Below are 19,809 nucleotides of genomic sequence, written 5' to 3' on the forward strand. Positions count from 1 at the left end.
ACCGCCCGCGCCCTTCTGAGCCGGCCCCCGCCCCCCCCGGCCCCCCCCCCCGCCTCCGGGCACCGGGTGTCCGGGGGGCCGGGGCCAAGGGCCACCGGGCCTCCCCCCCCCCGGGGGGGGGGGCCCCCCGGGGGGGGGGGCCACCCCGGCGGAACGGATGAGGGATCATGCTCGGGACGCAGAGTGACCGCTGTGGCTAGGGCGGCCGGATCGCCGACCACCGTCACGACAGTCCTGGCCGCATCGGGGACGGTGGCGGTGCTCCTCCAGTCGCTCGTAGTCCCGCTGATCCCGAGCATCCCCGCGGCCCTCGGCACCGACGTCGTCGGCGGCTCGTGGGTGCTCACGGCGAGCCTCCTCGCCGGCGCGATCGCGCAGCCCATCGTCGGGCGCTGCGGAGACATCTACGGCGAACGGCGGATGCTCGTCTTCTGTCTCGCGGCAGCGATCGTGGGCGCGGTGATCTCCGCCCTGAGCCTGAGCCTCGGGCCGATGATCGTCGGACGCGCACTCCAGGGCATGGGCATGGGCATCATCCCGATGGGCCTGTCGCTCCTGCGCAGGCTCCTCCCCGCAGACCGGCTTCCGGCAGCGGTCGGGACGCTCGGCGCGACGATGGGACTGGGCGGGGCGCTCGGCATCCCCGTGTCGGCGGTCGTCCTGGCCTGGTTCTCGTGGCCTTGGCTCTTCTGGTTCGCCGCGGTGTGCGCCGCCCTCTGCCTGGTTCTCGTCCTCGCGCTCATTCCCGCGAGCGACACCGGCCCCGTCCGGACCCGCCTCGATGTTCCCGGCGCCGTGGGCTTCGGCCTCGCGATCGGCGCTCTCCTCGTGGCCATCACGCAGGGCGCGGCCTGGGGCTGGACGAGCCCCGCATTCCTCGCGCTGCTCGGCGGCTCCATCCTTCTCCTCGCCGGCTGGTGCGGCTACGAGTGGATCCGGCCCGCTCCCCTCGTCGACATCCGCCTCGCCCTGACGCCCTCGGTGTTCTGGGCGAACCTCGCCGGCATCGCCATGGGGTTCTCCATGATGTTCGTCGTCATCGTCCTCCCCCTCCAGATCGTCGCGCCCTCCTCCGTGTCGTACGGGCTGGGCCTGTCCGAGTTCGACATCGGATGGATCATGCTCCCCGGCGGGCTGGCGATGATGCTGGCCGGGCCCGCCTCCGCTCGGATCTCGCAGACCTGGGGGGCGCGGACGACGCTGCAGCTCGGCGCGGCGCTCGTCGCGGTCGGCTATGCCCTGGCGCTCCTGCCGGCGCACGCCGTCATCCTCATGGTGTCGGCGGTCATCGTGTACTGCGGCTTCGGCCTGAGCTTCGCCGCGCTCCCCCTCATCATCATGGCCGGCACACCGACCGACCGGACCGCCGCGGCCAACGGCCTGAACGCCCTCATGCGATCGATCGGGATGACGCTGGCCGCCACCGTGGCCTCCGTCGTGCTCGCGACCGAGCGGATCCTCGTCGACGGCATCGACCTCGCCAGCCCCGCGGCGGTGACCACGACTCTGCTGATCGGCATCGGATCCGGTGCCCTCGGCATCGCGACGGCGATCGGCATCCCCGGTCACCGCCGCATCAACCAAGAAGAAGGAGTGAAGTGATGTCCGACGACGTGTCTCTCGAGGGAATGTCCGCGATCGTGACGGGAGCGGGGTCCGGGCTCGGGCGCAGCGAAGCGCTCGCGCTCGCGCAGCGCGGGGCGAACATCGTGGTGAACGACCTCGGCGATGCCGCGGACGCCGTCGTCACCGAGATCAAGGCTCTCGGACGCGACGCCATCGCCGTGAAGGGCGATATCAGCAGCTGGAACCTCGCTCGCGAGGCCGTCGAGGCAGCGGTGGACACGTGGGGCCGGCTCGACATCCTCGTCAACAACGCGGGGATCATCCGCGACACGATGATCTTCAACATGGGCGAGGCGGAGTGGGACGACGTCATCCGCATCCACCTCAAGGGGCACGCCGCCACGACCCACCATGCCGCGGTGCACTGGCGCAGCGCCGCAAAGGCTTCGCCCGACGGGCGCACGTACGGGCGCATCATCAACACCAGTTCCGAGGCGGGTCTTGTCGGCTCCCCCGGGCAGCCGAACTACTCGGCCGCCAAGTCCGGGATCACCGCTCTGACCCTCGCGACCTCGGGGGCGCTCGCGCGATACGGAGTGACGGCGAATGCCATCGCCCCGCGCGCCCGCACGGACATGACGTCGCACATCTTCGCCGAGGACCCCCACCCCGGCGCACTGGACATCCTCGCTCCCGAGCGCGTCGCGACCTTCGTCTCCTTCCTCGCCTCCCCGGCGGCGCAGGACATCACCAGCCAGCTGTTCGTGGTCTACGGACGCTTCGTCGCGCTCATCGCCGCGCCGGAGGTGGAAAAGCGATTCGATGCCGACGACTCCGTGTTCACGGTCGACGAGCTCCGCTCCACGCTGACGCCGTACTTCAGCGGACGCGAGGCCGGCAAGAGCTTCGCCGCCTGGAACGTCACGACCCTGGATGACACCGGCGTCCAGAACCTCCAGGCCCGCTGACCCCCTTACTGCGAGGAGCAGACATGTCCGAACCTCATTCGTCCATCGCCCACATGTTCGAGCCGATCGACATCGGTCCGCTCCGCCTTCGGAGCCGGTTCATGATGCCTCCGCACGGGCTCTCGGTGGGAAGCATCTGGGGAACCGACTCGGCAGCGCGACGCGGCGCGGCGTACTGGGGCAGCCGTGCGGCCGACGGCGTCGCGCTCGTGTGCGGCCTCAACGGCTTCATGGGCAACACGATCCTGCCGCCGGGTTTCGATCCGACCGGCGTCGGCGCGTATGCGAACGGCGTCTTCCGCAGCCCGAACTTCCGTGAGCGGGCGGGGCTGTACGCGCAAGCCGTGCACGACGGCGGTGCGTATGCGGGCATCCAGTTCATCCAACAGGGCGCCACCCCCCACTCCCCCTCCGGCGTGCTCGCCAACCACTACTTCAACCAGACGCCGCACGCGCTCACCCGGCGCGAGATCGACTGGTTCGTCGAGGAGTACACGTTCTCGGCCGCGGAATCCAAGGCTGCGGGACTGGACGTCATCGAGATCCACGCGAATCACGAAGATCTCATGCACCTCTTCCTCTCCCCCGCCACCAACAAGCGGACCGACGAGTACGGCGGCGATCTCGAGGGGCGAAGCCTGTTCCTCCGGCGGGCGCTCGAGGGCATCCGCGCCGCCGTCGGCCGCGACATGGCGGTGGGCGTCCGCATGAACATGGACGAGTTCTTCGACGGCGGATACGACATCGACGGCGGCATCGAGATCGCTCGGATGCTGGAGGCCACCGGTCACGTCGACTACATCCACGGCGTCATCGGAAACAACTGGGGGGACCCGAGCTACATCCAGCCGCACACGCATCCGGTCGCCGGATGGGCCGACCTCGCCGGCCGCATCCGCGACGCGATCACCCTGCCCGTCATCTACACGGGCCGCGTCACGACGCCTCCGGCGGCGGCGGCGGTCGTGGCCGAGGGCAACGCCGACGTCGTCGGACTCGCCCGCGCGATGTTCGCCGAGGCCAACTTCGTCTCCAAGGCCAGGGCCGGGCAGTTCGCGAGCATCCGGCCGTGCATCGGCACGAACGACTGCCTCCACCGCGGGATCGTCGAGGGCCTGCCCTTCTCCTGCAGCGTGAACCCGGCGACCGGGCATGAGGTGGACGGGCCGCTGCCGGTCGCTCAGACGCCGCGCCGCATCCTCGTGGTGGGCGCCGGACCCGCCGGCATGGAGAGCGCCGCACTCCTGGCCGAGCGAGGGCACACGGTGCACCTCTGGGAGCGCGATGCCGCCCTCGGCGGTCAGCTGCTCCCCGCCTCGGCGGTCAGCGAGAACGCCTCCTACCGCGCCTTCATCGCCTTCCAGGAGCGACGCCTGGCGGCGGCCGGGGTGACCGTCGAGCTCTCGCGCGAGGCGACCATCGATGCGGTCCTGACCGCCGAGGCGGATGTCGTGGTGGTCGCGACGGGTGCAGCCTCGACGCGTCCAGACCTGCCCGGCTTCGATTCCGATCACGTTGTCGACGGACGCGACGTCCTGCAGGGTCTGGCCGATGTCGGCGAGAACGTGGCGGTCATCGCGGTGGAGGACCACATGCAGCCCCTCACCGTGGCGAGCCACCTCGTGGAGAAGGGGAAGAAGGTGACGGTCTTCTACCAGACTCCGGGCATCGCACCCCTCGTCGGCAAGTACTCGATCGGCGCGGTGCTGGCCAAGCTCACGGCCGCGGGCGCCGAGTTCCGGGTGATGGAGCGCGTCGTCTCGATCGAGGGATCGACGCTGACGACGCACAACATCTACAGCGGCGCGCCGCATACGCACACGGGGTTCGACACCGTCGCGCTCGCGTGCGGCGGCACGGCGGAATCCGCGCTCTTCGAAGCCCTCGAGGCAGCCGGCCGTGAAGCGCACATCCTCGGGGACGCCTACGCCCCGCGACGCATCTCATTCGCAACGCGGCAGGCCTACGCGCTGGCCGCCCTGATCTGAAAGACCCACGGAGGCAAGAATGAACATGTCCCCCCACGCCGAAGGCACACTGATCGAGCGGGTCACCGCCCTCTATTTCGACTACGCGGCAGCCGTCGACGATGTCGACATGGAGACGCTGCGCAGCCTGCTCACCGAGGACGTCACGTTCGAATCGAACAGGAGGATCAGCGCTGTCATCGTGGGCGCCGATGCCCTGCTGAAGGCGTACGCGCCGCTCCTCGCTCAGCCGGGGACGGTCTCACGCCACCTCGTGTCCAACGTGCGGGTGCTCCGGGTGGACGGCGATCTCATCCACACGCACGCGTACTTCACGGCGACGTTCCACTTCGAGGACACGACGAGCGTGCAGACCGGGTGCTACCGGGACGTGCACGTGCAGACGGCGGAGGGCCTGCGCATCCGCCACAAGCGGGTCGAAGTCGACCCCGCGATCATCCACCCGCGACCGACCGCGTGAGCCGATGGTGCTCGCCGGGTCCACCCGGCGAGCACCGCGGGATCGTCACTCGGAGCGGATCTCGACCGCGTCGGCGACGGTGGCACGCGTCGTCCGGAAGGAGTTGGCGGGGTGGGCCGGGTCCTCGAACCCGAAGGAGACGGCGCACACGACGAGCCGGTCCTCACCGAGTCCGAAATGCGCGCGGACCGCATCGGAGTAGAGGGCGACGGAGGCCTGCGCGACCGAGGCGAGTCCCGCGGCGCGGGCGGCGAGCATCAGGGTCGAGATGTATCCGCCGCAGTCGATCGCGCCATAGACCCCCTGCTCGCGGTCCGTCGTGATGACGGCCGTGTGCGGGGCCCCGAAGAAGTCGAAGTTCTTCGCCGCCTGCGCGTCGCGGGCCGCGCGATCATCCCGCGCGATCCCGAGACTCGCGTACAGCGCGAATCCGCTCTCGCGCCGCCGGTCGCTGTAGACCCCGTGATAGCCCGCCGGGACATCGAGGTCGGCGCGAGGCGGGTTGGCCCGGGCGTAGTCGGTGAGCGCCGCGGCGAAGCGCCGCGTCGCGTCGCCGCGCGTCACCGTGACCTGCCAGGGCTGGGTGTTGCACCAGGACGCGGTCTTCTGCGCCATCTCGAAGACGCGGCGGATCACCTCGTCGGGGACCTCGTCGGGGAGGTATCCCCGGCAGCTGTAGCGGGAGCTGAGGAGGTCATCGAGCTGGGTGCTCGCCGAGAGGGTGTCGATCATGATGTCTTCTCGCCTTTGATGAGGGGGACGACACGCGCCGTGTCGTACCACGTCGAGACGCGCCGGATGAGGCCGTCCTGGATATCGATCATGTCCACGGCGGGGAACTCCACCCGGGTCCCGTCGAGCTTGACCACGGTGGCCTGGATCTCCACGGCGACGAGGTCGCCCTGGATGAGGATCCGCGTCGGCCGGTCCTCGTGCTCGCCTTCGCGGTACTGGTGCAGGATCGCCTGGTAGAGCCGGACGACGCTGTCCACGCCGTGCGATTCGAGGAGATCCGCGTGGCGGATCGAGATGTCGGGGTGAAGGACGGATCGCAGGGCATCCCAGTCCCGGCTGTTCACGGCGGTGAAGTAGCGCTCCAGGAGCGCCGTGATCCGCTCGCGCCCGCGCCGGGCGTCCTCCGCGCGGAGGATCTCCTCGCGCAGCGTCCGGCGCAGCACCTTGCCGTTCGCGCTGCGCGGAAGCGCCTGGGCCCGCACGAAGAACTGCGTCGGGATCTTGTGACCGCCCAGGACCTTCCGAAGCTCCGAGTCGAGGTGCGCCGGGGTGAGGGCGCTGTCCGCGCTGACGACGAAGGCGACAGGCGTCTCGCCCCACCTTTCATGCGGCACGCCGACCACGGCGCACTCCCCGACACCCGGGATCTGACCGAGCACCCGCTCGATCTCGGCGGGGAAGACATTGATGCCACCCGTGATGATCATGTCCTTCAGACGGTCGACGAGGTACAGGTATCCGTCCTCGTCCATGATCGCGACATCGCCGGTGGCAAGCCACCCGTCGGCGAGCACCGAGCGGTCCACCGCGTGCCCGTTCCAATAGCCGTCCATGACGGCCGGCCCGCGCAGCCACAGCTCGCCGCGCTCTCCCGGCGGCAGGTCCTGCCCCGCGGGACCGACGATCTTCGCCTCCATGCGCATCATCGGGCGGCCGATCGACCCAGGCTTGCGGTCGATGTCCTCGGGGCGCAGCGCCGTTGCGACGCCGGAGGACTCGGTGAGCCCATAGCCCTGAGAGAGCAGGATGCCCCGCGACCTCAGTCGCGACATCAGCTCGGGCGCGACCATCGCGCCCCCCGCGGAGACCGTCGACAGCGATCCGAGGTCGGCGCCGTCCAGATCGGGGTGCTCGGCGATGGCCTGCCAGAGCGCCGGCACCGACATGAACACCGTGATCCGGTCCTCGTGGAACCGGCGGATGGCGCGCGCCGAGTCGAACGCGGCATCCACCACCGTCATCCCCCCGGCGACCATCGTCGCCATCCAGGACGCGAGCAGGCCGGCCGAGAACGCGAGGGGGTACGGAACATAGGTCCGCGTCAGGCGCGACCAGCCGTCGTTGACGATCCGGTCGTGGGCCATGGCGTAGATGCTTCGGTGGCTGACGGCGATGCCCTTGGGGTGGCCCGTGGTTCCCGAGGAGTACAGGATCACCGCGAGATCGTCTTCGCCGCGTCGCACACGCGGACGGATGTCTTCGGCGACGGCCTCCTCGCTCGTCGCCGACAGGAGTCGGATCCCGCTGCGCGAGGCGACCTCGCCGGCTTTGTCGCGGTAGGCCTCGTCGTGCAGGAGAAGACCGGCACCGGCGTCATCGAGCTGCTCCGCCATCTCCCGGGGATGCAAGCGGTAGTTGATGGGCACCGCCACGGCACCCGCTGCGAGGATCGCCAGGGCACTGACGCAGAACTGGCGGGAGTTCTCCATGAGGAAGCCGACGCGATCTCCCGGCATCACCCCGCGCGCACGGATCCCTGCGGAGTGCACACGGACAGCGCCGACGAGCTCCGCCCAGGTGAGGTCGCCCGCGTCGTCGCGCACGGCGATCTCGCGGGGGCACGTCGAAGCCCAGTACTCGGGCGCGTCCAGGATGTCCACGAGAAAGCCCTTCGGTGGAGGAACACTCGCGGTCAGCATAAAACAACCAAACGGCTGGTTGCCAGATCCTCTTCTCCTCACCATACTTGAACTGACCAACGGCGGTCTCGCGGATGACGGGCCGTTCGACCTCCCTTCACGAGAGCTGTCCTCATGCGCGATGACCTGAAGCTGGGCCTGGGACTGGGATACTGGGGCAAGCACCCCCACGATGCGACCGACCTCGTGCTCGCCGCCGAGGATCTGGGGTTCGACTCCGTCTGGACCGGAGAGGCGTACGGCTCGGATGCCTTCACACCGCTGACCTGGTATGCCGCGCGAACGTCGCGCATCAAACTGGGCACCTCGATCATCCAGCTCGACGCCCGGACACCGGCCAACGTCGCCATGACCGCCATGACGCTGGATGCACTCAGCCAGGGCCGGCTCATCCTGGGCATCGGCGTCTCGGGCCCGCAGATCGTCGAAGGCTGGTACGGAAGACCCTTCCCCAAGCCCGTCTCCCGCAGCCGGGAGTACGTCGCCCTCCTCCGCCGGTTCTGGGACCGCAGCCAGCCCGTCACGAACGACGGCGAGTTCTTCCCCCTCCCCTACCCGGGAGGGACGGGGCGCGGAAAGCCCCTGCGACTGATCACCGAGCCGTACCGTTCCCACATCCCGATCTATCTCGGCGCCCAGGGCCCGAAGAACGTTCAGCTGAGCGTCGAGATCGGCGACGGCTGGCTGCCCGCCTTCACCCACATCGATGTCTTCGAGGATGTCTACGGCGAGGCCATCGCCGGTCGCCCCGAGGGCTTCGACATCGTGGCCACCGTCAACACCTTCGTCGACTCCGACGTGCGCGCGGCCTTCCGCCGCGCGAAAGCAGAACTCGCGTGGTACGTCGGGGGCATGGGCGCGAAGGGTGCCAACTTCCACTACGACGCCGTGGCCAGGGCCGGCTACGCCGATGCCGCGGAGAAGATCCAGGATCTGTTCCTCGCGGGGCGGCGGGATGAGGCCATCGAGGCGGTCCCCGACGACCTCGTGGACGGCACCGCGCTCGTCGGATCGCCCAAGCGCATCGCGGAGCGCCTCGAGAGATGGCGCTCGTCGCCCGTGCGCACCGTCGTCATGATGGGGCTGCGCACACCCGAGGAGATCCGCGCCATCGGGACGGAGGTCGGGCTGTGAGCGGCATGACTGCGACGCCGACCGCGGCGGAACTCGCGTTCCGCCCGGGGGTCTCCACCTGGATCTCGCGCCACGCCGCACGCACCCCGGACACCGCCGCGGTCGTCACCTCGGCCGGCGCGGTGAGCTATCGGGCCCTGGAACGGCGGATCTGGCAGATCGCTAACCGTCTCCGCGAGGAGGGCGTCACGACGGGCGACCGCGTGGCGCTGCTCCACGACAACCACGCGGACTTCGTCGCCGCGACCATGGCCATCCTGCGGCTCGGTGCCGTCTTCGTCCCGTTCAACCTGCGCCTGGCCGGCGCCGAACTGACGACGCTGATGTGCGACAGCGAACCGGTCGCTCTCATCACCGATTCGAGTCGCGCGGCACAGGCCGAACTCCTCCACTCCGCGCATCCCCACTTCGTGACCTTCTTCACCGACCAGGCACCCACGGGCTTCACGGGCCATGCCGCCGCCTGGCCCGGCGAGGATGCCGACGCGACGCCGTGCGAGGTCGCGCCCTTCTCCGACGATGCCCCGGCGGGGATCTTCTACACGTCTGGAACGACGGGGGTCCCCAAGGGCGCGATGATCACGCATCGCAACATCCAGTCGGTCGCGACATCCATGGCCGTCGATGTCGGCTTCACGAGGGAGGACCGGCCCCTCATCTCGCTGCCGATCAGCGTCTCCGGCGCGATGCTCGCCGGGGTCCTGCCGTTCCTCCACCTCGGCTGCACGCTGCGCATCCTCGAGCAGGGAACGCCCGCCGCGATCGCCGCCGCCATCGCAGAGGACCGGCCCACGTACATGGCGAGCGTTCCGACGGTGTTCAAATCGCTCCTCGACCACCCCGCGTTCGCCGATCTCGATCTCACCTGCTTCCGCCGCATCCTGTCCGCGGCCGCACCCATGCCGGTGTCGCTCCTGGAGCGCTTCCAGGCCCGCGGCGTCTCCGTCTTCGTCCAGGCCTACGGCCTCACCGAGTCGTGCGGCATCTCGTCGTGCCTCATGCCGCAGGATGCCGTGCGCAAGGCGGGATCGATCGGCAAGCCACTCATGTACAGCGACGTGCGCGTGTTCGGGCCGGACGACCGGGAACTCGGACCCGGAGAGATCGGGGAGCTGCGCGTATCGGGGCCCTCCATCATGTCCGGGTACTGGCAGCGTCCGGACGAGGTCGCCATCGTCGACGGGTGGCTGCGGACCGGAGACCTCGGCTATCTCGACGACGAGGGCTACCTCTACGTCACGGGCCGCCTCAAGGACATGATCGTCAGCGGGGGCTTCAACGTGTATCCCGCCGAGGTGGAGAACGTCATCTACCAGCTGCCCTCGGTGGCCGAAGCCGTCGTCCTCGGCGTGCCCGACGACCACTGGGGGGAGCGCGTGGTGGCCGTCGTGCGTCCGCACCCCGACAGCGAGTTGAGCGACGCGGATGTGCTCCGCGCGTGCCGGGACGTCCTGGCCGGCTACAAATGCCCGAAGGAGGTGCGGTTCGTGTCCGCGCCTTTCCCCCTCAACGCGACGGGGAAGATCATGAAGGACCAGGTCCGGGCCCTTCTTCCCGTCGATGCCGCGCTCGCGGCCAGAGAGAACGAGGCCTGATCGTGAGCACACCCCGACGCAGCTTCGACGTCGTCGTCCTCGGCTGCGGCGCTGCAGGCCTCACCGCAGCGCTCGCCGCCCGCGCCGAGGGTGCGAGCGTCGCGGCGTTCGAGAAGTCCTCGCTCATCGGCGGCACCACCTCGATGTCAGGCGGAATCGTCTGGATGCCGAACAACCCCGCCCAGGCCGAGGCGGGAATCGCCGACAGCACCGAAGCCGGCATCGAGTACATGATGGCGCTGTCGCACGGGCTCATGGATCGCGAGATGATCGAGACCCTCGTGACGACCGGTCCCGAAGCGATCCGCTTCCTGGAGCGGACCAGTCCGCTGCGCTTCGACATCGTCACGGGATACCCCGACTACCAGCCCGAGCATCCCGGCGGCCTGCCCACCGGGGGACGATCCCTCGAATGCGAGCTCTTCCCCTTCGGGGAGCTCGGGCCGTGGGCCGACCGCGTGCGCACCCGCACCGCGGGCGCCCACATCCGCGTCAGCGAGGGGCCTCTCGGCGGCGGAACCGGACGGATCGATCCCGAGCTGATCGCAGCCCGCCGCGCCAACAACGAGCGCGGGACAGGCCAGGCGCTCGTGGCAGGCCTGCTCAAGGGACTGCTCGACCACGGTGCCACGATCGAGACCGATGCCCGGGCGACCAGGCTCCTCACCTCCGACGGCCGCGTCGTGGGCGTCGAGATCGAGACGGCCGAGGGCCTCGAGCACGTCGACGCCCGGTCGGTCATCATCGCGACGGGCGGCTTCGAATGGGATGCCGATCTCGTGCGCACGTTCCTGCGCGGCCCCATGACGACGCCGGCGAGCCCGCCGACGAACACGGGTGACGGTCTGCGCATGGCGATGCGCGTGGGTGCGGCGCTCGGCACGATGCGCGAGGCCTGGTGGGCACCCGTCTGGCAGATGCCCACGAAAGAGGGCATGGAGACCATGCTGTGCCTGCGCGAGCGGACGCTCCCTCGCTCGATCATCGTCAACAGGGACGGGCGGCGCTTCGTGAACGAAGCGGCCAACTACAACGCGCTCAGCGGCGGGTTCCACGCGTTCGACGCGACGACGTTCAACTACCCGAACCTGCCGTGCTGGCTCGTCTTCGACCAGGAGTACCTGACGCAGTACGGCTTCGGCCCGGTTCCCCCCGCCGGTGAGGCGCCCGCCTGGATCGCGTCGGGTCGGACCCCGTCCGAGCTCGCCGCCAAGATCGGAGTGGACCCGATCGGTCTCGAGCGGACGATCGCCGTGTTCAATGCGGGCGCCGAGGAGGCGACCGACCCTGCGTTCGGGCGCGGCTCGAGCGCGTACGACGGATGGAGCGGCGACCGCTCCCGGGCGGGCGCGCAGCAGACCCTCGGACCGTTGGATGCCGGGCCCTACTACGCCGTGCAGATCTTCAGCGGAGCGCTGGGCACGAAGGGCGGACCGCTGACCGACGAGGACGGCCGGGTCCTGGACGTGGACGGCCGTGTCATCGAGGGACTGCACGCGGCGGGCAACGCGATGGCGGGGGTCACGGGCATGACCTATGGCGGTGCGGGCGGGACGCTCGGCCCCGCCCTGACCTTCGGCTACCGGGCCGGACGCGCCGCTGCGGCCGTCTCGGCGCGATCGTCGTGATCGGCTGACCGCAGCTCGTCGATGGCGACGGGGGTGTCGCGCAGCATCCACGTCCCCGTCGCGACGACGCACAGCCGACCATTCGCGTCGTGGACGCGGATGTGGGGTACGCACGTGCGGCGCCCCTGCCGGAGCACCTCGACCTCGAACGAGAGCGGATCCACTCTGGCCGGCGCGAGGAAATGGACCGTCAGGTCGGCCGTCGCCGATCCGAGCCCGTCCGAGGCCGCGGTGACCCCGATGCCGCCGATGATGTCGACCGCGGCGGCGATGAGCGCACCGGAGATGTTGCCGTCCGGATTGCGCTGCGCATCGCGGGCGCGCACCTCCCCGCGCGCGCCGCGGGGACCGATCTCGGTGCAGAGGAGGCCGAGTTCGCGACTGAGCGGCAGCTCGTTGATCCACAGCCGGAACGCTTCACGGCGATCGGCGCTCATGCGTCACCGAAGCTCGGCGTACGGCGCTCCACGAATGCCGTGGTCGCCTCCGTGAAGTCGGCCGTAGACGTCATCATCACCTGGGTCCTGTTCTCGTACTCGATCATCTGATCCAGCGACGCGCCGTCGCGCGAGAGGTTCAGGAGCGACTTCGTCATACGGGTCGTGAAGGGGGCGAGCGCGCACATCTCCTCGGCGAGCGCGAGGGCGGCGGCCGTTCCGGCCCCCGCCTCGACGACGCTCGTGAGCAGCCCCAGCCGCAGAGCCTCGTCGGCGTCGATATTGCGTCCCGTGAGCAGGATGGCCGCCGCGGCCTCAAAGCCGATGATCCGCGGCAGCAGCCACGACGATCCCATGTCGCCGCCCGATGCCGCGAGCTTGACGAAGGCGGGATTGAATCGCGCGGCGGGCTCCCCGATCCGCACGTCTGCCGCGCAGGCGATCGACAAGCCGCCGCCCACGGCGAGCCCGTTGACGACGGCGATGACCGGCTGCGGGATCCGGCGGAGCTTCGTGATGAGCCGCCCGACCGCCTCCTGGAGGCCATAGGTCGCCTGAACCCGCCCGACCCCCTCGACCCACTGCTGTCCGCCCGTGACGTCGTAGAGGTCGATGCCGGCGCAGAACGCGCGCCCCTCTGCTTCGAGCACGACGACGCGCTGCTCGTAGTCGTAGAGCAGGTCGTCGAGGATGTCGTGGAAATGCCGCAGCATCCCGAACGACAGGGCGTTCAGGCTGTCCGGCCGGGTGAAGCGGAGGACCGTCACGGGCCCCTCCCGCCGGACGGCGATCGAATCGGTGTCTGGGGAGATCATGCCTGCTCCTTGGTTCGAGAGACCAGCTCCGCGCGGATATCGCGCTTGAGGAGCTTTCCGCTCATCCCGCGCGGCAGCGGCTCGGTGCGGATCTCGAGGCGCCTGGGCTGCTTGAACCGGGCGAGGCTCGACTTCGCGAAGTCGTTGAGCTGCGCGAGGTCCAGATCCGGATTCGTCGTGACGACGCACGCGACGGGAGTCTCCCCCCATTCGTCGTCGGGCACACCGACGACGGCGATCTCGACGATGTCGGGATGTGCGGCGAGGACATTCTCGATCTCGGCGGGGTAGATGTTGATCCCCCCGGAGATGATCATGTCCTTGGACCGGTCGACGATGCGGAAGTACCCGTCTTCGTCGACGGTCGCGATGTCCCCCGTGCGAAGCCAGCCATCCGAGAGAGCGGCGGCCGTGGCCTCGGGATCGTCCCAGTACTCCTTCATGACGCATGCGCCCGACAGCAGGAGCTCTCCACGCTCGCCCGGCTGCGCGGGGCGCCCGCCGTCATCGACGACCATTGCATCCTGGCCCATGAGCGCCACCCCGACCGACCCGAGACGGGCGATCGCCTCGTGAGCGGGAAGCTCCAGATTCAGACCGGTGCCCTCGGTCAGGCCGTAGGCGTTGACCATGCCGACACCGCGGGACTGATAGAGACGGATGAGGTGCTCGGGCACCATCGCGCCGCCCGACTTCATGATGCGCAGGCCGCTCAGATCGCGCTCGTCGAAGTCGGGTTCGGCGGCGAGCCGCTCCAGGACGAGCGGCACGACGCCGATGAACGAGACGCCGTTGGTCTCGATGTCGTCGAGGACGAGCCTCGGCACGAGTTCCTGGCGGATCACGATCGATCCGCCGCACGCCATGAGCGGGACGCCGAAGGAGACGCCGGCTCCGGTGAAGGCGAGCGGGACGGTGACGATCGCACGATCCTGATAGGTCAGTCCGTCGATCGTGCCGGCACTCGCCGCGACCCCCGCGAGGTTGCCCTGCGTCAGCACGGCACCGCGGGCACGGCCGGTCGTGCCGCTCGTGTAGCAGATCATCGCGGGGTCGGCCGCCGTCATCCGCTCCGAACGCTCGATCCGCCCGTGCGCGCGGAGTCCGCCCAGCGGCCGCCCGCCTGCCGGCGCCTCGCCGACGAAGAAGATCCGCGAGGCTCCGACGATGCCCTCGAGGGGTCCGAGCGCGTCGACGAAGGTCGCATCGGTCACGAGCGCGGCCAGGCCCGCGTCACCGGCGACGGCTTCCAGCTCGCTGCCCGTGAGCAGGGGGTTCAGCGGCACGAAGATGACGCCGATGCGGCTGCAGGCGAGCAGCAACTCGAAGTAGTGGGGGCTGTTCCGCATGAGGCAGCCGAGTCGGTCGCCCTTCTTCAGCCCTTCACGATGAAGTCCCGCGGCGAGCTCTCCGCATCCGTCGTTCAGCTGACCCCACGTCATCGTGAGCTGGTCCGACAGCAACGCGGGGCGATCAGCCCCGAATCGAGCCCAGAACCGCGCCCAATCACTCATCTCCGGCATATTGCTGAAACTACCAATCGGTTGGTAAGTTGTAAAGACCCGGCTCCGGCCGGATACCGATCGTCGACGAACTCGGCGAGTCGCACACATCGAAGGGCAAGAAATGACGATCAACAAAGTGATGGTGGTCGGCGGTGGCGGCCAGATGGGCAACGGCATCGGGCAGGTCGCCGCAGTCGCCGGCCTCGAGGTCACCCTCGTCGACATCCGCGAGGAGGACCTCGCCCGGGGGCTCCGCCGCATCGACCGCAGCCTGGAGCGCATGGTCCGCAAGGGCGAGCTGACCGACGTCGATGCTCAGGCGGCTCGCAGCCGCATCTCCACGAGCACCGACCTGGAAGCCGTCGCGCGCGACACCGATCACGCCGTCGAGTCGATCGTCGAGGACATCGACGCCAAGCAGGAGGTCTTCCGGCGACTGGACGCCGTGGCCCGCCCCGAGGTCATCCTCGCCTCCAACACGTCCCAGTTCGCGATCTCGAAGATCGCGAGCGCCACGGGGCGCCCCGACCGCGTCATCGGCACCCACTGGTTCAACCCGCCGCCCGTCATGCGCCTGATCGAGATCATCCGCGGCGTCGAGACGAGCGATGAGACGCTCGCCGCGATGGAGGAGCTCGCGGTGCGCTACGGCAAGGAGACCATCGTGTGCCAGAAGGACACGCAGGGCTTCCTCACCTCGCGCCTCATCATGATGCTCGCCGTCGAGGCGATGCGGATCGTCGAGGAGGGCGTCGCGACGCCCGAAGACGTCAACCGCGCCTGCCAGCTCGCGTTCAACCACGCGATGGGCCCGCTGCAGACCGCCGACATGGGCGGACTGGACACGTTCGTCAAGGCGTCGGAGGCGATGACGCACCACTACGGCGATCGCTTCCGCCCCACGCAGCAGCTGCGCGCGCTCGTCAACGCGGGCCACTACGGCTACAAGACCGGTCGCGGCTTCAGCGACTACGGCGAGGCGCAGTAATCGATGCGGGAATCCACTCCCGCGACCTCTGCGAAGGATGCGGCTCCGGCGGACCCCGGCGGAGCCGCATTCGCCACTCTCCGCGAGGTCCTGAAGCTCACTCCCCGCGACGGCACCGCCTTCACGGGCGCTCCGCTCGCGACGCAGGGACGCGTCCCCTACGGCGGCCTGCTCGTCGCCCAGGCACTGTCCGCAGCGACGCAGACCACGAGGCCCGAACTGCTGCCCCGCAGCCTCCACGCCTACTTCGTCGGAACCGGGCGCGCCGATCTTCCGGTCGACATCGAGGTCGAGGTCGTGCGCGACAGCGCCTCGTCCGCCTGGCGCTGCGTCGAAGTCCTGCAGGACGGCAACGTCATGCTCCGGGCGGAGACGACGTTCTCGATCGAGCGCGAAGGCCCCGCGCACCAGGACGTGATGCCGGCGGCGCCCCCGCCGACCGCACTGCCGAACGTCGGCGAGCAGCTGGGCGCATTCGCCGACACCTACAGGTACTGGGATCACCGCTCCGCCTTCGACCTGCGCTATGTCACGTCGCCGCCCCGGCTCTCCGCCGAGCGCGGCGAGCGCGACCCGCACTCGATGGCGTGGATGCGGGCGGGCGATGCGGGGCGGATGGATCCTCGCGAAGCCGCACCCCTGCTCGCCTTCGCCAGCGACATGTGCATGCTCGACGCGTGCCTGAAGCCGCACGGACTGTGGTTCGGCGACGGCTCGGCGAGCGGCCTGTCCCTGGACCACTCCCTGTGGTTCCACGGTCCCGCACGCGTGGACGATTGGATGCTGATGGATCTGCGGTCGCCGGCGATGCACGGCGGGCGAGGCCTGGGCATCGCCGACGTCTTCTCGCGCGACGGCCGGATCCTCTGCACGATCGCCCAGCAGGGCAGCATCCGCCCCCCTCGACACTGAACCCGCACCCGCACCCCCAAGGAGACGCCATGTCCACGCAAGAACTCGTCGACGCTTACTTCGACGCGGTGAACAATCACAAGTGGGAGGAGCTCGCGAGCCTCTTCCACCCCGATGTCACCATCCAGCACGGGATGAGCCTGACCTCGGTCGGACGCGAGAAGGCCGTCAAGCTGCTCACCGCGGTCGTCCGTCAGTTCGCGGAGCACGAGGACATCCCGGTGCGCACCCTCATCGACGGCACCGTCGCCGCGATCGAGATCCGGTTCGAGGGCACACTGCCCAACGGCACGGAAGTGGAGTTCGACGCCGTCGACTTCATCGACACGGACGGCACCCACATCACGAAGGTCGCCTCCTGGTACGACACCGCCGTCGTCGTGCCGCTCATCAAAGGCTGACCCGACCCGAGACACGACGGCCCTCGAGGCGGTGCGACTTGTTCACGCACCCCTCGGGGGCCGTTCCCGTGCGGCGCCGCCACAACGCACCGCTCCCCCCGACCCGCGACGGGCCAGGGGGAGCGGGGAACAGCGCGGTCAGGAAGGCCGGCTGGCGCTGAGCACATCGCCTCCGAACAGCGCGTCGAGGAAGGGCCCGAAGACGTCGGCCGGCTGCGCCGCCTGCCACTGGGCGAAGTCGTCGTAGGTGATCTCCGGGTCGTAGCCGAGGTCGACCACGATGTCATACCACCGCTTCATGGCGGCCTCGGAGGTGTCGACGAACGCACCCGGGTCGGCGACGCCGGTCAGGGACGTCTTGCTGGCCTCGATGATGTCGGCGTTCACCTCGGCGAGCGCGTCGCGCACGTCCTGCTCGAACACCTCGACGGTGCCGCCGTGCTCCTCGGTCGCGGTGACGAGTTCGAGGAACGCGCCCTGAACGCTGGCGATCTGGGCCTCAACGAAGACATCCAGCCGGTCGTGGAGCAGCTGGCGCGCGGGGAGCGGCAGCGACGCGAAGAGATCGTTGTTGATCACGAGCGCTCCGACGCCTCCGGAGAAGCCGGTCTCGGGTACGTACCGCGCGTTCGGGGCGATCTCGATCGTTCCCGTGATCGACGCGGTGAGCGGGTTGATGACCGTGCAGTCGATGACACCGCGCTGAAGGGCCTCGTAGATCTCGGCGAGCGACATGCTCACGCCCTGGACACCCAGTGCACCGAGCTGCTCAGCGTGCAGACGCGCACCCATGCGCGCCGTCGCACCCTGGAGCTCGGCGAGGTCGGAGCGCGGCTCGGCGCAGGTGAAGACGTCGGGGCCGAGGGAGTAGACGGGCAGGAGCGGGTACAGATCCATCCGCTCGAACTCGGAGCGGATCTCCTCCGAGGCCAGAGAGAGCTCCACCGACCAGCCCATCAGCTGCAGGTACCCCACGAGCGGCGTCTGCTGCCCCGAGATGCTCATGTCGATCAGCGCGTTGGCGGTCGGCAGCTCCTCCGGGTGGTACGCCGGGATGGTGTAAGACATGTCCAGTCGCCCATCGGCGATGGCCGCGCTCACCTCCGTAGGGGGAGCGATCGAGTAGGCGTAGTTCGTCTCGAAGGTGATCTTGCCTCCCGACCAGTCGGTGATGGCATCCTGGTACGCCTCGAAGTACTCGCTCGTCACGTTGCCGGGCGCACCCGCCGTCTGCGTGATGAGGGTGATCGGGTCGATGTCCTCGAAGGCCGCCTGGTATTCGGCCTTCGAAGCGCCGTACGGCACTCCGCCCGAACTCGGCTCCGCCGTGGACCCGCCCTCCCCACCGCCGCCGCCGCCGCAGGCGGTCAGTGCCAGTACCGACGCGACCACGATTGCGGACATCTGCACGCCCCGCGTCACTGCGGATCGGCTCGATTTCGCTGACATGTCGTTCTCCTCTTCCATGTGTGGGACCACTCGGCCTCGAACCCGACACGCCGCACGCCACGGCGGATCGTCTCCGTCGTCAGGTTCGCGGACACGATCGGCCGGAAGCGTTTCACTCATCCTCGAGTTCACTACCAACCGTTTGGTGATCGATACTCTTCCACTAAAATCCGGCGAACACTAGCCTTACTGGGCAACCATTCGTTTGATTGGCATCTTTAACTGAAGGACGACACATGAAGCTCTCCACGGCGCTCGACTACGCGGGGGACCCGCGCGTGGTCGCCGACTCCGTCCTGGCCCTCGAGGACGCCGGACTCGACACCGTGTGGGTGGCCGAGGCCTACGGGTTCGACGCACCGAGCCTGATGGGCTACCTCGCGGCGAAGACGAGCCGCGTCGAGATCGGGTCCGCGATCATCAACATCTACTCGCGCACACCCACGGCCCTCGGCCAGACGATCGCGGGCATCGACTCTGTCTCCGGCGGACGCGCGATCCTGGGGCTTGGCGCTTCCGGCCCGCAGGTCATCGAGGGATTCCACGGCGTCCCCTACGAGAAGCCGCTGACCCGCATGCGCGAGGTCGTGGAGATCATCAGGAGCACGCTGCGCCGAGAGACGGTACGCCACGAAGGACTCGTCCAGATCCCTCTCGCCCCGGGGCGGGGAACGGGCCTCGGCAAGCCCCTGAAGCTGCTCACGACGCCGGTGCGGTCCTCGGTGCCGATCTATGTCGCCGCCCTCACGAAGAAGAGCGTCGAGGCCACGGCGGAGTACGCCGACGGCTGGCTGCCCACGATGTTCGTTCCCGAACGGGCTCGTGCCGTGTGGGGCGACGCGCTGACGGAGGGCGGCCGTCGCCGCCCGAGTGACCTCGCCCCGCTCGAGGTCGTCGCCGGCGGCATCGTCGCCATCGGAGAGGACGTCAAGCAGCGACTCGACCTGGCCCGCCCGATGCTCGCCCTCTACATCGGCGGCATGGGCGCACGGAACAAGAACTTCTACAACGACCTGGTCTGCGAACTCGGCTGGGAGGCCGAGGCCAAGAAGATCCAGGACCTGTATCTGGACGGCAAGAAGCGAGAGGCCGAAGCGATGGTCCCCCTCGACCTCCTCGAGAGCCTGAACCTCGTCGGCCCCGAGAGCTACGTCAGGGAGCGCATCGCCGCATTCGAAGAGGCCGGCGTGACGAACCTCATGATCCAGCCGGTCGCCGGCGACCCGGCTGCAACCGTGCGCCGCATGCGGGAACTCGTGGACGGCGCCTGAGCGAGGACTCGCCCGGGGCTGTCGCGGCAGCCCCGGGC

The 19,809-nt window shown here is 69.3% G+C and carries 17 protein-coding genes; 11 read left to right on the top strand and 6 right to left on the bottom strand.

Features of this window, described 5'->3' with window-relative positions; genetic code table 11:
* The first annotated feature begins 192 nt into the window (after positions 1-192).
* The 4 genes from ACFC3F_RS10200 to ACFC3F_RS10215 are packed head-to-tail and all read left to right on the top strand — an operon-like array spanning position 193 to position 4,982.
* Entirely contained in the window at positions 193-1,602 is a 1,410-nt protein-coding gene (locus ACFC3F_RS10200) for an MFS transporter (protein ID WP_376129067.1), read from the top strand.
* Complete coding sequence (locus ACFC3F_RS10205; RefSeq protein ID WP_376129069.1) at positions 1,602-2,534, top strand: SDR family NAD(P)-dependent oxidoreductase; 933 nt, start codon at positions 1,602-1,604, stop codon at positions 2,532-2,534. Before ACFC3F_RS10200 ends, ACFC3F_RS10205 begins: the two co-directional genes overlap by 1 nt.
* Before the next feature lie 23 nt (positions 2,535-2,557).
* Positions 2,558-4,522, top strand: coding sequence for an FAD-dependent oxidoreductase (locus tag ACFC3F_RS10210; protein WP_376129071.1), 1,965 nt, complete (start codon positions 2,558-2,560; stop codon positions 4,520-4,522).
* A 19-nt stretch (positions 4,523-4,541) separates the two neighbouring features.
* A complete protein-coding gene (locus ACFC3F_RS10215; protein WP_376129073.1) occupies positions 4,542-4,982 on the top strand; it encodes a nuclear transport factor 2 family protein in 441 nt (146 codons plus the stop codon).
* Positions 4,983-5,027: 45 nt separating this feature from the next.
* On the opposite strand, the gene ACFC3F_RS10220 is transcribed toward ACFC3F_RS10215, so the two are convergent.
* Both ACFC3F_RS10220 and ACFC3F_RS10225 read right to left on the bottom strand, forming a co-directional pair.
* Positions 5,028-5,714: a nitroreductase gene (locus ACFC3F_RS10220; RefSeq protein WP_376129074.1), complete on the bottom strand. Its 687-nt coding sequence runs from the start codon at positions 5,712-5,714 to the stop codon at positions 5,028-5,030.
* Positions 5,711-7,597 (bottom strand): AMP-binding protein, encoded by a 1,887-nt coding sequence (locus ACFC3F_RS10225; RefSeq protein ID WP_376129076.1) that lies wholly within the window; start codon positions 7,595-7,597, stop codon positions 5,711-5,713. The genes ACFC3F_RS10220 and ACFC3F_RS10225 overlap by 4 nt, the downstream gene beginning before the upstream one ends.
* Positions 7,598-7,750: 153 nt before the next feature.
* On the opposite strand from ACFC3F_RS10225, the gene ACFC3F_RS10230 reads away from it, so the two are divergent.
* Genes ACFC3F_RS10230 through ACFC3F_RS10240 form a run of 3 tightly spaced genes read left to right on the top strand, consistent with a single transcriptional unit; the run spans position 7,751 to position 11,993 of the window.
* Positions 7,751-8,770 (top strand): LLM class F420-dependent oxidoreductase, encoded by a 1,020-nt coding sequence (locus ACFC3F_RS10230; protein ID WP_376129078.1) that lies wholly within the window; start codon positions 7,751-7,753, stop codon positions 8,768-8,770.
* 5 nt (positions 8,771-8,775) lie between these two features.
* Positions 8,776-10,365: a class I adenylate-forming enzyme family protein gene (locus ACFC3F_RS10235; RefSeq protein WP_376129149.1), complete on the top strand. Its 1,590-nt coding sequence runs from the start codon at positions 8,776-8,778 to the stop codon at positions 10,363-10,365.
* A gap of 2 nt (positions 10,366-10,367) precedes the next feature.
* Positions 10,368-11,993, top strand: coding sequence for an FAD-dependent oxidoreductase (locus ACFC3F_RS10240; RefSeq protein ID WP_376129080.1), 1,626 nt, complete (start codon positions 10,368-10,370; stop codon positions 11,991-11,993).
* Here the strand turns inward: ACFC3F_RS10240 and ACFC3F_RS10245 are convergent.
* From ACFC3F_RS10245 to ACFC3F_RS10255, 3 genes are read right to left on the bottom strand one after another with little or no spacing between them, the layout of a single operon-like run.
* A complete protein-coding gene (locus tag ACFC3F_RS10245) occupies positions 11,945-12,430 on the bottom strand; it encodes a PaaI family thioesterase (protein WP_376129081.1) in 486 nt (161 codons plus the stop codon). The genes ACFC3F_RS10240 and ACFC3F_RS10245 overlap by 49 nt on opposite strands.
* Positions 12,427-13,245, bottom strand: coding sequence for an enoyl-CoA hydratase/isomerase family protein (locus tag ACFC3F_RS10250; RefSeq protein ID WP_376129083.1), 819 nt, complete (start codon positions 13,243-13,245; stop codon positions 12,427-12,429). Before ACFC3F_RS10250 ends, ACFC3F_RS10245 begins: the two co-directional genes overlap by 4 nt.
* Positions 13,242-14,759: a class I adenylate-forming enzyme family protein gene (locus ACFC3F_RS10255; RefSeq protein ID WP_376129085.1), complete on the bottom strand. Its 1,518-nt coding sequence runs from the start codon at positions 14,757-14,759 to the stop codon at positions 13,242-13,244. The genes ACFC3F_RS10250 and ACFC3F_RS10255 overlap by 4 nt, the downstream gene beginning before the upstream one ends.
* Before the next feature lie 112 nt (positions 14,760-14,871).
* Between ACFC3F_RS10255 and ACFC3F_RS10260 the strand changes: the two genes are divergently transcribed.
* From ACFC3F_RS10260 to ACFC3F_RS10270, 3 genes are read left to right on the top strand one after another with little or no spacing between them, the layout of a single operon-like run.
* The gene (locus ACFC3F_RS10260) at positions 14,872-15,738 is read left to right on the top strand and encodes a 3-hydroxyacyl-CoA dehydrogenase family protein (protein WP_376129087.1); all 867 of its coding nucleotides are present in this window, start codon (positions 14,872-14,874) and stop codon (positions 15,736-15,738) included.
* A 3-nt stretch (positions 15,739-15,741) separates the two neighbouring features.
* A complete protein-coding gene (locus ACFC3F_RS10265) occupies positions 15,742-16,650 on the top strand; it encodes an acyl-CoA thioesterase (protein WP_376129089.1) in 909 nt (302 codons plus the stop codon).
* Between the two features lie 29 nt (positions 16,651-16,679).
* Complete coding sequence (locus ACFC3F_RS10270; RefSeq protein ID WP_376129091.1) at positions 16,680-17,051, top strand: nuclear transport factor 2 family protein; 372 nt, start codon at positions 16,680-16,682, stop codon at positions 17,049-17,051.
* Between the two features lie 138 nt (positions 17,052-17,189).
* On the opposite strand, the gene dctP is transcribed toward ACFC3F_RS10270, so the two are convergent.
* Positions 17,190-18,500 carry a TRAP transporter substrate-binding protein DctP gene (gene dctP / locus ACFC3F_RS10275; protein WP_376129093.1) on the bottom strand — a complete coding sequence of 437 codons (1,311 nt, stop codon included), beginning with the start codon at positions 18,498-18,500 and terminating at the stop codon, positions 17,190-17,192.
* Between the two features lie 236 nt (positions 18,501-18,736).
* On the opposite strand from dctP, the gene ACFC3F_RS10280 reads away from it, so the two are divergent.
* Positions 18,737-19,771, top strand: coding sequence for an LLM class F420-dependent oxidoreductase (locus ACFC3F_RS10280; RefSeq protein ID WP_376129095.1), 1,035 nt, complete (start codon positions 18,737-18,739; stop codon positions 19,769-19,771).
* The last annotated feature ends 38 nt before the right edge of the window (positions 19,772-19,809 follow it).

Origin of the sequence: Microbacterium sp. NPDC055910 (assembly GCF_042271185.1) — a bacterium.
Taxonomy (GTDB): Bacteria; Actinomycetota; Actinomycetes; order Actinomycetales; family Microbacteriaceae; genus Microbacterium.